At 61.4% G+C, this 11,934-nt stretch carries 11 protein-coding genes; 4 read left to right on the forward strand and 7 right to left on the reverse strand.

Features of this window, described 5'->3' with window-relative positions:
* Nucleotides 1-7 precede the first annotated feature (7 nt).
* From AC1D1M_RS01050 to AC1D1M_RS01065, 4 genes are all read left to right on the forward strand, one after another.
* Nucleotides 8-781: a 3-hydroxybutyrate dehydrogenase gene (locus AC1D1M_RS01050; protein ID WP_477774127.1), complete on the forward strand. Its 774-nt coding sequence runs from the start codon at nt 8-10 to the stop codon at nt 779-781.
* Between the two features lie 145 nt (nt 782-926).
* Nucleotides 927-2,882 (forward strand): acetoacetate--CoA ligase, encoded by a 1,956-nt coding sequence (locus AC1D1M_RS01055; protein ID WP_477774128.1) that lies wholly within the window; start codon nt 927-929, stop codon nt 2,880-2,882.
* A 204-nt stretch (nt 2,883-3,086) separates the two neighbouring features.
* Nucleotides 3,087-5,624, forward strand: a complete 2,538-nt coding sequence (locus AC1D1M_RS01060) for a PAS domain-containing hybrid sensor histidine kinase/response regulator (RefSeq protein ID WP_477774129.1) — start codon at nt 3,087-3,089, stop codon at nt 5,622-5,624.
* A 66-nt stretch (nt 5,625-5,690) separates the two neighbouring features.
* Nucleotides 5,691-5,966 (forward strand): peptidylprolyl isomerase, encoded by a 276-nt coding sequence (locus tag AC1D1M_RS01065; protein ID WP_007898282.1) that lies wholly within the window; start codon nt 5,691-5,693, stop codon nt 5,964-5,966.
* A 142-nt stretch (nt 5,967-6,108) separates the two neighbouring features.
* On the opposite strand, the gene kdgK is transcribed toward AC1D1M_RS01065, so the two are convergent.
* The 7 genes from kdgK to AC1D1M_RS01100 all read right to left on the reverse strand — a co-directional run bounded on the left by kdgK (nt 6,109) and on the right by AC1D1M_RS01100 (nt 11,884).
* Complete coding sequence (kdgK, locus tag AC1D1M_RS01070; RefSeq protein WP_477774130.1) at nt 6,109-7,041, reverse strand: 2-dehydro-3-deoxygluconokinase; 933 nt, start codon at nt 7,039-7,041, stop codon at nt 6,109-6,111.
* 143 nt (nt 7,042-7,184) lie between these two features.
* The gene (locus AC1D1M_RS01075; RefSeq protein WP_477774131.1) at nt 7,185-8,402 is read right to left on the reverse strand and encodes an amino acid deaminase; all 1,218 of its coding nucleotides are present in this window, start codon (nt 8,400-8,402) and stop codon (nt 7,185-7,187) included.
* A 39-nt stretch (nt 8,403-8,441) separates the two neighbouring features.
* Nucleotides 8,442-9,206 carry an IclR family transcriptional regulator gene (locus AC1D1M_RS01080; RefSeq protein WP_477774132.1) on the reverse strand — a complete coding sequence of 255 codons (765 nt, stop codon included), beginning with the start codon at nt 9,204-9,206 and terminating at the stop codon, nt 8,442-8,444.
* 133 nt (nt 9,207-9,339) lie between these two features.
* A complete protein-coding gene (locus AC1D1M_RS01085; RefSeq protein ID WP_477774133.1) occupies nt 9,340-9,729 on the reverse strand; it encodes a RidA family protein in 390 nt (129 codons plus the stop codon).
* Nucleotides 9,730-9,759: 30 nt separating this feature from the next.
* Nucleotides 9,760-10,554 carry an amino acid ABC transporter ATP-binding protein gene (locus tag AC1D1M_RS01090; RefSeq protein ID WP_477774134.1) on the reverse strand — a complete coding sequence of 265 codons (795 nt, stop codon included), beginning with the start codon at nt 10,552-10,554 and terminating at the stop codon, nt 9,760-9,762.
* The gene (locus tag AC1D1M_RS01095; protein ID WP_046038470.1) at nt 10,551-11,213 is read right to left on the reverse strand and encodes an amino acid ABC transporter permease; all 663 of its coding nucleotides are present in this window, start codon (nt 11,211-11,213) and stop codon (nt 10,551-10,553) included. The genes AC1D1M_RS01090 and AC1D1M_RS01095 overlap by 4 nt, the downstream gene beginning before the upstream one ends.
* A gap of 8 nt (nt 11,214-11,221) precedes the next feature.
* The gene (locus AC1D1M_RS01100) at nt 11,222-11,884 is read right to left on the reverse strand and encodes an amino acid ABC transporter permease (protein ID WP_477774135.1); all 663 of its coding nucleotides are present in this window, start codon (nt 11,882-11,884) and stop codon (nt 11,222-11,224) included.
* Between the last annotated feature and the right edge of the window lie 50 nt (nt 11,885-11,934).

The following is an 11,934-nucleotide window of genomic DNA, read 5'->3' on the forward strand; positions in this document are numbered from 1 at the left end:
GGTATTCATGACGACTCTTTCGGGCAAGACCGCACTGGTCACCGGCTCCACCAGCGGCATCGGCCTGGGTATCGCCCTCAGCCTGGCCAAGGCTGGGGCCAACCTGATCCTCAACGGCTTCGGCGATGCCTCCCAAGTCATCGCCCAGGTGCAACAGTTCGGCGGCAAGGTCGGCCATCACCCGGCCGATGTCAGCGATCCGGCACAAATTGCTGACATGATTGCCTATGCCGAGCGCGAGTTCGGCGGCGTCGACATTCTGGTCAACAACGCAGGCATTCAGCACGTGGCAGCGGTGGATGAGTTTCCCGTGGAGCGCTGGGATTCGATCATTGCCATCAACCTGTCGTCGGTTTTCCACAGCACCCGCTTGAGCCTGCCGGGCATGCGTGCCAAGGGCTGGGGCCGGGTGATCAACATTGCCTCGGTGCATGGCCTGGTCGGTTCGGTGGGCAAGTCCGCCTATGTCGCCGCCAAGCATGGGGTGATCGGCTTGACCAAAGTGGTCGCGCTGGAAACCGCGACCACCCAGGTCACCTGTAACGCGATCTGCCCAGGCTGGGTATTGACGCCGCTGGTGCAGAAGCAGATTGATGATCGTGCCGCCAGTGGGATAGACCCGCAGCAGGCGCAGCATGATTTGCTCGCCGAGAAACAGCCGTCGCTGGAGTTCGTGACGCCACCGCAACTGGGTGAACTGGTGCTGTTTCTCTGCAGCGATGCCGGCAGCCAGGTACGTGGCGCGGCGTGGAATGTTGATGGTGGGTGGTTGGCGCAGTGATGATCTGCTAGACCGCGTTATCGTTCATCGCGAGCAAGCTCGCTCCCACAGGATTTGTGCCGCCCCCAAATTCGGCGTCAAACACAAAACCTGTGGGAGCGGGCTTGCCCGCGAATGGATCTAAAGACATAAGAAGAGGCAAACCATGTCCGACATCCTCTGGCAACCCGACGCCAAGCGCATTGGCAAGACCCGCATGGAGGCCTTTCGGCGCTTCATCAATCAGCGGCACCACCTCAAGATTGACGACTACCCTGCCCTGCACCAATGGTCCATCGATCAACGCCCGGACTTCTGGCAGGCCATCGTCGACTTCTTCGACATCCGCTTCCATGAACAACCCGATGCGGTGCTGCTCGAAGGCCCGCAGATGCCCAGCGCCCAGTGGTTCCCCGGCGCAACGCTGAACTTTGCCGAGCACCTGCTACAGCGCCGCGATGATGCTATCGCCGTGGTAGCCGTTGGCGAAAACGGTCAGCGTGAACATTTGACCTGGGCCGAACTCGCGGAACATGTCGCCGGTTTTCAAAACGGGCTGATAGCGGCCGGTGTCGGGGTTGGTGACCGGGTCGCCGCGTGCATGCCCAACACCTGGCAAACCCTGGTGGCCATGCTCGCCACCACCAGCCTTGGCGCTGTCTGGTCCTGCTCTTCGCCGGACTTCGGCACCCAAGGGGTGGTTGACCGTTTCGGCCAGACCGAACCGAAGGTACTGGTGACCTGTGCCGGTTACCGTTATGCCGGCAAAGAGATCGACCAGACCGCCAAGGTCAACGAGATCCTCCAGCGTCTGCCTTCGCTGCAACAGTTGATCGTCGTGCCTTACGCACGTCCACAGGCGCACATAGAAGAATTCCGCACGCAGGCCAACGTGACGATGTGGGACGACTTCTACGCGCCCGGAGGCGAACCGGATTTCGTCCCGGTGCCCTTCGCCCATCCGCTGTACATCCTCTATTCCAGCGGCACCACCGGCGTGCCCAAATGCATCATCCACAGCACCGGTGGCGTGTTGCTGCAACACGTCAAGGAGCACGGCCTGCACTGCGATCTGGGCCCCGGCGAACGCCTGTTCTACTACACCACCTGCGGCTGGATGATGTGGAACTGGCTGGTGTCGGCGTTGGCGGTCGGCAGCTCCGTGGTGCTGTACGACGGCTCGCCGTTCCAACCCGACCCGCAACGTTTGATCGACCTGATCGACGACGAAGGTATCAGCGTCTTCGGCACCAGCCCCAAATACCTCGCAACCCTGGAAAGCAGCGGCATCAAGCCGCGTGAAAGCCATGACCTGAGCAGTCTCAAGACGCTGCTGTGCACCGGTTCGGCGCTGTCGCCGCAGAGTTACGACTTCGTCTATCGCGACTTCAAGACTGACGTTTGCCTGACCTCGATGTCCGGCGGCACCGACATCGTCTCGTGCTTCGTCAACGGCAACCCTGTGTCACAGGTCAGGCGTGGCGAAATCATGGGCAAGAGCCTGGGCATGGCCGTCGAAGTGTGGAACGACGAAGGCCAACCGGTGATCGGCGAAAAAGGCGAGCTGGTCTGCACCCGCCATTTCCCGGCGATGCCCGTGGGTCTGTGGAACGATCCCGATGGCGAAAAACTGCGCAAATCCTATTTCAGCCTGTTCCCCGGCGTCTGGGCCCAGGGCGACTACGCCGAACAACTACCCCATGGCGGGATGATGATCCACGGCCGCTCCGACGCCGTTCTCAACCCCGGTGGCGTACGTATCGGCACCGCCGAGATCTATCGTCAGGTGGAGAAAGTACCCCAGGTGCTCGACAGTGTCGCCATCGGTCAACAATGGCAGGATGACGTGCGTGTCGTGCTGTTCGTGCGTTTGCAAGATGACGTCGAACTGGACGAAGCACTGCAACAGCAAATTCGCCAGGTGATTCGCGCCAACACCACGCCACGCCACGTACCGGCGAAGATTGTTGCAGTGACGGACATTCCCCGGACCATCAGCGGCAAAGTCGTTGAGTTGGCGGTACGCAATGTGGTGCAGGGGCAGAAGGTAAAGAACACCGATGCACTGGTCAATCCCGAAGCGCTGGAGCAATTTCGTGACCGGCCCGAACTGATGGATTGAAATGGGATTGCCTGTGGGAGCGAGCTTGCTCGCGATAGCGGAGTGTCAGTTGGCATCAATGCAAATTGACCCGACGCCATCGCGAGCAAGCTCTCTCCCACAGGGTACTGTGTCGCTTACCGCTCACCCTGCCGGGTCCTCCACAATCGACCACCTGTGCAAGAATAGACGCCAGCTAAAGCGACTCAGGCTCAGGACTCCCAGATGAACGCAACACCAACCGCCAGCGAAGCCCAGGCCTTGATCGCCCGAATCGACTGGGCAAGCAGCCCGCTGGGCGCGGCCAGCACCTGGCCGCAAAGCCTGCGAACCGCCGTGGACATCGTCATTCACTCACCGATGCCGATGCTGCTGCTTTGGGGTCCGCAACTGACGCAGATCTACAACGACGGCTTCGCCCTGCTCAGCGGAAGCAAACATCCACACGCTTTCGGCCAACCGGCACACCTGATCTGGCCAGAATTAAAGGACTTTACCGACCCGATATACAGCGCCGTCCTGCAAGGTCAGGTACGAACCTACAGCGAGCAGCGCTTTACCCTGCAACGTGAGGGCCGGGAATCCGACTTCTGGCTCGACCTGACCTACAGCCCGATCCGCGACGAAGGTGCCAAGGTGGCCGGGATCCTGGTCACCGCCATCGAAACCAACGAACGCCGGCGCATCGCCCTCGAACTCGAACAGCGCTCGGCGGCCAGCCTCAAAGCCCAGCGTGAAACCGAGGAGCGCCTGCAACTGGCCCTCGCCGCCACCGATGCGGTCGGCACCTGGGACTGGGACATCAGCGAGGACCGTTTCATCGCCGATGCGCATTTTGCCCAGCTGCACGGCATCGACCCGGCCATGGCCAACCAGTTGCCGATCAGTGAATACCTGCACGGTGTTCACCCGCAAGACCGGGCCCTGATCGCCCGCAGCATCAAGCATTGCATCACCCACGGGACCGAATACGCCGAGGAATATCGCCTGCTGCAATCCGACGGCCAGATGCGCTGGGTGTTTGCCCGCGGTCGCTGCTACAAGGATCACCACGGCCGGCCGATGCGTTTCCTCGGCGCCGCCCTGGACCTGACCGAACGCAAACACACCGAGCAGGCCCTGCGCCAGAGCCAGACGGAGTTGCAACTGATCATTAACGCCATGCCGGTCCTGATCAGCTACGTCGACCGCGAAGAACGCTTTCGCCTGAACAATGCGGCGTACCTCGACTGGTACGGACTAACGCCGCAAGAGCTTTACGGGCGAACCATTCTTGAAGTGCTTGGCGAAGAAGCCTATGCGTTGCGTGCGCCGTACATCTCTGAGGCGCTGTCCGGCCGGCCCTGCTGTTTCAGCATCAGCACGCCACACCGTGACGGCAGCATCCGCGAGGCCTTGATGAATTACCTGCCACGCCACGGCGCAGACGGTGCGGTGAACGGCTTCTACATTTTCGTGATCGACGAAACCGAACGCAAAAAGACCGAAGAAGCCCTGCGCAACCTCAACGAGACCCTTGAGGAACGGGTTGCCGCCCGCACCCGACAACTGGCCGAGGCCAACGAGCGTTTGCAAAATGAGATGTTCGAACGTGAGCGTGCCGAAGACGCCTTGCGCCATGCCCAGAAAATGGATGCGGTCGGCCAGCTTACCGGCGGCATCGCCCATGACTTCAACAACATGCTCACCGGCATCATCGGCAGCCTCGACCTGATGCAACGCTACATTGCCGACGGCCGCGTCGCCGAGATTGCCAGGTTCACTGAAGCGGCCGTGTCCTCGGCCCACCGTGCCGCCGCCCTCACCCATCGCTTGCTGGCATTCTCCCGGCGTCAATCGCTCAACCGCAAACCGTTGAACCCCAACGAGTTGATCCATTCGCTCGAAGACTTGTTCCGCCGTACCAAGGGCGACCACATCGAACTCAAACTGCAACTGACCGAGAACATCTGGCGGGTCAGCACCGATGTCAGTCAGCTGGAAAACGCCTTGCTCAACCTGGTGATCAACGCCCGGGATGCCATGCCCGATGGCGGCGAGTTACAGATCGAAACCGCCAATGTGTACCTCGACGGCAGCGACATCACGACCCTGGAACCGGTCAAGGCCGGCGACTACGTGATGATTGCCGTCAGCGACAACGGCACCGGCATGACGCCCTCGGTGCTGGCCAAGGCATTCGACCCGTTCTTCACCACCAAGCCCATTGGCCAGGGCACCGGTTTGGGCTTGTCGATGATTTACGGTTTCGCCCAGCAATCAGGGGGGCACGTCAGTCTGTTCAGCCTGCCTGAACGGGGTACCAGCGTGCGCTTGTACCTGCCGCGCCTGCATTCGACCGAGCCGGAAAAAGTCATGTCGCCCGTCATCGGCGAGGCACCGGCGGCGATTGCCGGCGAAACGGTGATGTTGGTCGAGGACGATGCGGCGGTGCGCATGCTGGTACTGGACCTGCTCAAGGAGCTCGGTTACTGCGCCCATGAAGCCGAAGATGCCAAGGGCGCCCTGCCGGTGCTGGAGTCGGACCTGCGGGTGGACCTGCTGGTGACTGACGTGGGGTTGCCGGGCATGAACGGCCGCCAACTGGCGGAAATCGCCCGTCAGCATCGTCCCGAACTGAAAGTGCTGTTCATGACCGGTTACGCCGAGATCGCCGCCGAGCGCCAGGGTTTCCTCGAAGAAGGCATGGACATGGTGGCCAAGCCGTTTTCCATCGACCTGCTGGCCAACAAGATTCGCACGATGATCAAACAACCGGACTGAGTTGAGGCATAATCGCGCGCGCCCGCTGCCACCCACATAGCCACCACCGTTGCAAGGTACCGCCACATGAAAGCTCAAGCCCGCCATATTCTGGTGAAAACCTCGGAAGAAGCCGAGCAACTCAAACAACGCATCGCCAAGGGTGAAGCGTTCGATGTGCTGGCCAAGAAGTATTCGACCTGCCCATCGGGCAAGCGCGGCGGCGACCTCGGTGAAGTGCGCCCGGGGCAGATGGTCGGCGTGATCGATGCGGTGATCTTCAAGAAACCGCTGCGGGTGGTGCATGGGCCGATCAAGAGCAAGTTCGGCTATCACCTGGTGCAGGTGTTTTACCGGGATTGAGTGGCTGGCTTTCGGCCCCCATCGCGAGCAAGCTCGCTCCCACAGAGGTAGTCGGTGTGGCTGCAATCTATTGCAACTCACAAATCCCTGTGGGAGCGAGCTTGCTCGCGATCCGATGGCGCAGCCAGCGGCCATTCACCTCTTACTTCGGAATCAGCGCCCCAGGCACCTGAATCACCCGGCTCGCCAACCGATGCCCGGCCTCGGCGGCGTCCTCAGGGCTGCCACCCTTGAGCCGCGAAGCCAGATACGCGGCACTGAACGAATCCCCCGCCGCCGTGGTGTCCACCACCCGCTCGACCTTCTGCGCCGGCACCTCGAATGACTCGCCATCACAACGAATCAGGCACGCTTCGGCGCCGCGCTTGAGCACCACTTCCGGCGTACCGATCTGCTCATACGCGGCAAACACCGCGTCACAATCGGCATAACCAAACAACGCCTGTTCGTCATCCACCGTCAGCAACGCCAGGTCAACCTGCGGTAGCACACGGCGATATGCCGCCCGGGCCTCCTCGACCGACGCCCACAGCCGTGGCCGGTAGTTGTTGTCGAACACAATCCGCGCATCGCGCTGGCGGGCTTCGATCAGGGTTTCCAGCAGTTTTTCCCGACCTTGCGCACCGAGTACCGCCAGGGTGATGCCGCTGAAGTACAGCACGTCGTAATCGGGCAGCGCCGCGAGGATCGGCGCGGCGGCCGGGGTGGTGAAGCAATCGCGGACTGCCGCTTCGTTGCGCCAGTACAAAAAACGTCGCTCACCGGCGGCGTCGGTCTGGATGCAATACAAACCCGGCAGGCGTCCGGGCAGGCGCTGAACCATGTCGAGCCCGATATTTTCCGCCGCCCAACTCTGGCACATCGCGTCGCTGAAACTGTCATCGCCCAGGGCGGTGACGTAGTCCACGGAGCCGTCCTCGCCCAGTTCCCGGGACAGGTACACCGCCGTATTCAAGGTGTCGCCGCCGAAGCTTTGTTGCAGGCTGCCGTCGGCGCGATGCTGCAACTCGATCATGCATTCGCCGATCAGGGCGATGCGCGGGGTGTTGGGGCCCAGGGTGTTGATGGTGTTCATTGTTGTGGGGTCTCTGGTGTTTCGGTGTTGTCTGGTTTGGCCTCATCGCGAGCAGGCTCGCTCCCACATTGGATCTTCGGTGTACACAAAACCCTGTGGGAGTGAAATTGCTCGCGATGGCCGCGCCTCGATCTCAAAACCTTTTAGAAACAGGTTTCCATGGTCTCGATGACGTTCAGTTGCTCGTCCACCAGACAGCCGACACGCCACTTGTCGAACGTCAGGCACGGGTGCGAAGTGCCAAACGAAATGATGTCGCCCACCCGCAGATCAACCCCCGGCGCTACGCTCATGAACGCATGCTGGTCCATCACCGCAGTCACCTTGCAGGCACTTACATCATCGCCTTTGGCCGGCACCACGCCAGCCTTGTAACGCAGCAACGGTACCGGCAAACCGGCGTCGTAGGCCACGTCGCGTTTACCCAGGGCAATCACCGCAAACCCTGGCTCCGGCAACGACTGCACGTGCGCCCACACTTCCAGCGCCGGACGCAGGCCTTCGTGCAGGTCGCTGCGACGGTCGAGTACGCAGCACTGCGCTTCCTTGTAGATGCCATGGTCGTGCGCCACGTAACTGCCGGGACGTAGCACGCTGAGGAAACGTCCGGCGGCGTTCTGCGCTTCGAAGGATTCGGCGATCAGGTCATACCAGGCCGAACCCGACGCGGTGATGATCGGCTTGGCGATGGCGAAGGCTCCGCTGTCCTGCAACTGCACCGCCAGACGCACCAGTGATGCGGCGAAATCGCGAATACCGGTCACGGCGTGATCACCATGGATCACACCTTCGTAGCCCTCGATCCCGGTCAGGGCCAGGGCCGGTTGCGCGGCGATGGCCTTGGCCAAATCGAGCACTTCCTGTTCGCTGCGGCAACCGCATCGACCACCGACTACGCCGTATTCGATCATCACGTTCAGGCGCACGCCACGGGAGGCGAAATAGGCGCCGAGGTCGGCGACGTTGTCCGGGTGATCGACCATGCAATAGAAGTCGAATGCCGGGTCGGCCAACAGGTCAGCGATCAACGCCATGTTCGGCGTGCCGACCAACTGGTTGGCCATCAGCACACGACGCACGCCATGGGCGTAGGCGGCACGGGTTTGCGTCGCGCTGGCCAGGGTGATGCCCCAGGCACCGGCGTCCAGTTGGCGACGGAACAGCGCCGGGGTCATGCTGGTTTTGCCATGGGGCGCCAGTTCCGCTCCGCTGTCGCTGACGAACGCCTGCATCCAGCGGATGTTGTGTTCCAGCGCCTCGCGGTGCAGTACCAGCGCGGGCAGGCTGACGTCACGCACCAGGCTGGCACCGATCGGGGCAGCGCCTTTGTCCACGTTGGCAGTATGGGGGGCAGAAGACATGGTCGAACTCCTCGTTCACGCGGCCGCAGGCAGCCGCTGTTATTCGTTGATGCGACGGGCCAGGCTGTTGGCGCTTTCGATCAGCACCCGGCGGTAGTCGTTGTAATTGTTCTTGGCATCGGCCCGTGGGGCGACGATGCACAGGGTCGCGATGGCCACGCCGTTGGGGTCTTTGACCGGCGCGGCGAAGCAATGGGTAAAGGTATCGGCGACGCTATCGAAGGAAAAGAAACCATCGATACCGGCCTGGCGGATTTCCTTGAGGAACTGTTCCAGCGGCAAGCGTTCACCGTCGGGCAGGATGAAGTCGTCATGGTCGATCAGGTCGACGACTTCCTGATCGCTCAGGTGCGCCAGCAACAGGCGCCCGGAGGCGGTCCAGGGGATAGGCGCGTTTTCGCCGATGTCCGATGAAATGCGGAAATGCCGCTCCCCCTCCTTCATCAGCGCAACAGTGTATTTGCGCCCGTTGAGCAGGCACATCTGCGCCGTTTCATGGGTCTGGCTGACGATTTCCTGCAAGGCGTGATCGGCTTCGCGGGTCAGGTCGAAATGCCGCAGGTGTGCCTGCCCGAGAAAGTACAACTGACGACCGAGGTAGACGTGACCGTCCTTGCCCACCGGCTCCAGGATCCGCCGTTCCAGCAGCGAGGCCACCAGTTCGTAGACCGTGGATTTGGGGCTGCCGATGCCGTTGGCGATGTCGTTCGGGCGCAGGGGCTGGCCGATCTCCTTGAGGAAATCGAGGATATCGAACGCCCGGTCCAGACCGCGTGCCCGGCGCTTGATGGTGTCTTCGGTCATTTCAGTGCTTCCCATTCAAAGTCGCCCGTAGGAGCTGCCGCAGGCTGCGATCTTTTGATCTTGCCTTGGCAGCCCCCATAAAAAACGCCAAAAGATCGCAGCCTTCGGCAGCTCCTACAAGAGCGACCGCGGTTCAAGCCTTTTTCTTGTAGGCGACGCAGTCGATCTCGACCTTGCAGTCGACCATCATGTTCGCCTGCACGCAGGCCCGCGCCGGGGCGTGTTCGGGTTTGAAGTACTCGGAGAAGACCTTGTTGAAACTCGTGAAATCCCGCGGATCCTCCAGCCACACGCCAGCACGCACCACGTCTTCCAGGCCGAAACCTGCCTCTTCGAGAATCGCGATCAGGTTCTTCATGGTCTGGTGGGTCTGTTCGACAATGCCGCCAGTAATGATCTCGCCGTCCACCGCCGGCACCTGCCCGGAAACGTGCAGCCAGCCATCGGCTTCAACGGCGCGGGCGAAAGGGCGAGGCTGACCGCCAGCGGCGGTGCTGCCGGTGCCGTAACGAGTAATGCTCATGAGTGTTTCTCCTGATTGAAAATTGAAGGATCAAAAACGCGTGCTTTTGAGAAATTCCGCCAGTCGTGGCGATTGCGGGCGTTCGAACAGGTCCTTGGGCGGCCCCTGCTCTTCGATGCGCCCCTGATTCATGAATACGATCTTGTCCGAGACCTCGAAGGCGAAGCGCATTTCGTGGGTCACCAGCAGCATGGTCATGCCGTCTTCGGCCAGGCCCTTGATCACGCTCAACACTTCGCCCACCAGTTCCGGGTCGAGGGCCGAGGTCACTTCGTCGAACAGCATCAGGCTCGGGTTCATCGCAATCGCCCGGGCGATCGCCACGCGCTGCTGCTGCCCACCGGACAACTGACCGGGAAAGTGATCGCGCCGTTCCAGCAGGCCGACGCGCTCCAGCCATTTCTCGGCCAGGGCCACCGCCTCGTCCTTGTGCAGTTTCTTGACCTTGAGCAGACCCAGGGTGACGTTCTGCAATGCCGTCAGGTGCGGGAACAGGTTGAACTGCTGGAACGCCATGCCGGTCATGGCACGATGACGGGCGATGACTTTTTCCGGGTGGCGAATGCGTTTGCCGTTGACCTCGTCATAACCGATGGATTCGCCGTCGAGCAGGATCTGCCCGCCCTGGAACTCTTCGAGCATGTTCACGCAGCGCAGCAGCGTGGTCTTGCCCGAGCCGCTGGAACCGATCAACGTCACCACGTTGCCACGCTGCATAGTCAGATCGACGCCCTTGAGCACTTCGAGCTGGTCGTAATGCTTGTGCAGGCCGCGAATGTCCAGCAGGGGTTGGCCGTTTTGTGCGTTGGTTTGAGTCTGAGTCATGGCAAAGCCACCCGCTTTTCAATGTGCCGGCCGAGTAACTCGATGCCGTAGTTGATGACGAAGAACAGGAAACCGGCGAACAGGTAAAACTCCAGGGTCATGAAGGTCCGGGCGATGATCTGCTGGGTACTGAGCAGTAATTCCGCCACACCGATCACCGACAACAGGGTCGAGGCCTTGACGATCTCGGTCGACGAGTTGACCCAGGTCGGCAGGATCTGCCGCAACGCCTGGGGCAACAGCACGTAGCCGAGAGCCTGGTAGAACGTCAGGCCGATGGCCTTGCTCGCCTCCATCTGCCCGCGTGGCAAGGCCTGCAAGGCACCGCGCACGATCTCGGCAACGTGGGAGCCGCAGAACAGCGTCAGCCCCAGCGCACCGGCCTGGAACGCGCTGATCTGCCAGCCCAGCGCCGGCGCCATGTAAAAACACGCCAGCACCAACACGAAAACGGGCGTGCCGCGAATCACATCGACATAAAAACGAAACGGCGCGCGCATCCAGAATTTGCCGTAGGTCAGCACCAGTCCGGTGACAACGCCGACCAGCGTGCCGAGCAAAATCGCCAGCACCGACACCTGGACACTGGTCAGGAAGCCCTGCCACAGCACTTCCCGCGCCACCCATAACTCATGCAACCAACTGGGGGATTCGTACATGAGGCCTCCTATCGGCGAATCGCCAGACGCTGTTCGAGGTAACGCAGCATCATGGCAATGACGTAACAGGCCGCCACATACAACGCCGTGGTCACCAGCCAGGTTTCAATCACCCGGTAGCTCTCGACATTGATCTTGCGCGCGTAATAGGTCAGCTCCGGTACCGCAATCGCGGCCGCCAGCGAAGTGTCCTTGAACAGCGAAATGAAGTTGTTCGACAGCGCCGGCAACACATTGCGCAGCATCACCGGCACGGTGACGTAGGCCTTGACCTGCCACTCACCCAGGCCAATGGCCAACCCTGCTTCACGCAGACCCTTGGGAATGCTCAGCAAGCCGCCGCGGAACACTTCGGTCAGGTACGCCCCGGCATACAGCGACAGGGTGATGATGAACGAGGGGATCTTGTCCAATCGGATCCCCAGGCTCGGCAACGCAAAGTAAATCAACAGAATCAACACCAGGATCGGCGTGTTACGAATCACCGTGACATACACCGACGCCAGCACCCGCAACGCGCGATGCTTCGACAGCAAGGCAAACGCCAGCATCAGGCCGATCACGCAGCCGATGGCGATCGACACCAGGGCCAGTTCAAGACCCATACCGAGCCCCGCCAGCAAGGTGTCGAAATCGCGCCACACGGCGGCAAAGTTCAACTGATAGTTCATGGTCAGCAGTACCTTGAGCGGGGCGATTCAAATCGCCCCGCTCTCACGGG

The sequence above is a fragment of the Pseudomonas sp. P1_F7 genome (assembly GCF_056405655.1).

Excerpts from the sequence above, each read along its gene's own strand:
- AC1D1M_RS01060 (WP_477774129.1), top strand. The coding sequence starts at position 3,087 with ATGAACGCAACACCAACCGCCAGCGAAGCCCAGGCCTTGATCGCCCGA.
- kdgK (WP_477774130.1), bottom strand. The coding sequence starts at position 7,041 with ATGAACACCATCAACACCCTGGGCCCCAACACCCCGCGCATCGCCCTG.
- AC1D1M_RS01080 (WP_477774132.1), bottom strand. The coding sequence starts at position 9,206 with ATGACCGAAGACACCATCAAGCGCCGGGCACGCGGTCTGGACCGGGCG.
- AC1D1M_RS01095 (WP_046038470.1), bottom strand. The coding sequence starts at position 11,213 with ATGTACGAATCCCCCAGTTGGTTGCATGAGTTATGGGTGGCGCGGGAA.
- AC1D1M_RS01075 (WP_477774131.1), bottom strand. The coding sequence starts at position 8,402 with ATGTCTTCTGCCCCCCATACTGCCAACGTGGACAAAGGCGCTGCCCCG.
- AC1D1M_RS01085 (WP_477774133.1), bottom strand. The coding sequence starts at position 9,729 with ATGAGCATTACTCGTTACGGCACCGGCAGCACCGCCGCTGGCGGTCAG.
- AC1D1M_RS01050 (WP_477774127.1), top strand. The coding sequence starts at position 8 with ATGACGACTCTTTCGGGCAAGACCGCACTGGTCACCGGCTCCACCAGC.
- AC1D1M_RS01065 (WP_007898282.1), top strand. The coding sequence starts at position 5,691 with ATGAAAGCTCAAGCCCGCCATATTCTGGTGAAAACCTCGGAAGAAGCC.
- AC1D1M_RS01100 (WP_477774135.1), bottom strand. The coding sequence starts at position 11,884 with ATGAACTATCAGTTGAACTTTGCCGCCGTGTGGCGCGATTTCGACACC.
- AC1D1M_RS01055 (WP_477774128.1), top strand. The coding sequence starts at position 927 with ATGTCCGACATCCTCTGGCAACCCGACGCCAAGCGCATTGGCAAGACC.
- AC1D1M_RS01090 (WP_477774134.1), bottom strand. The coding sequence starts at position 10,554 with ATGACTCAGACTCAAACCAACGCACAAAACGGCCAACCCCTGCTGGAC.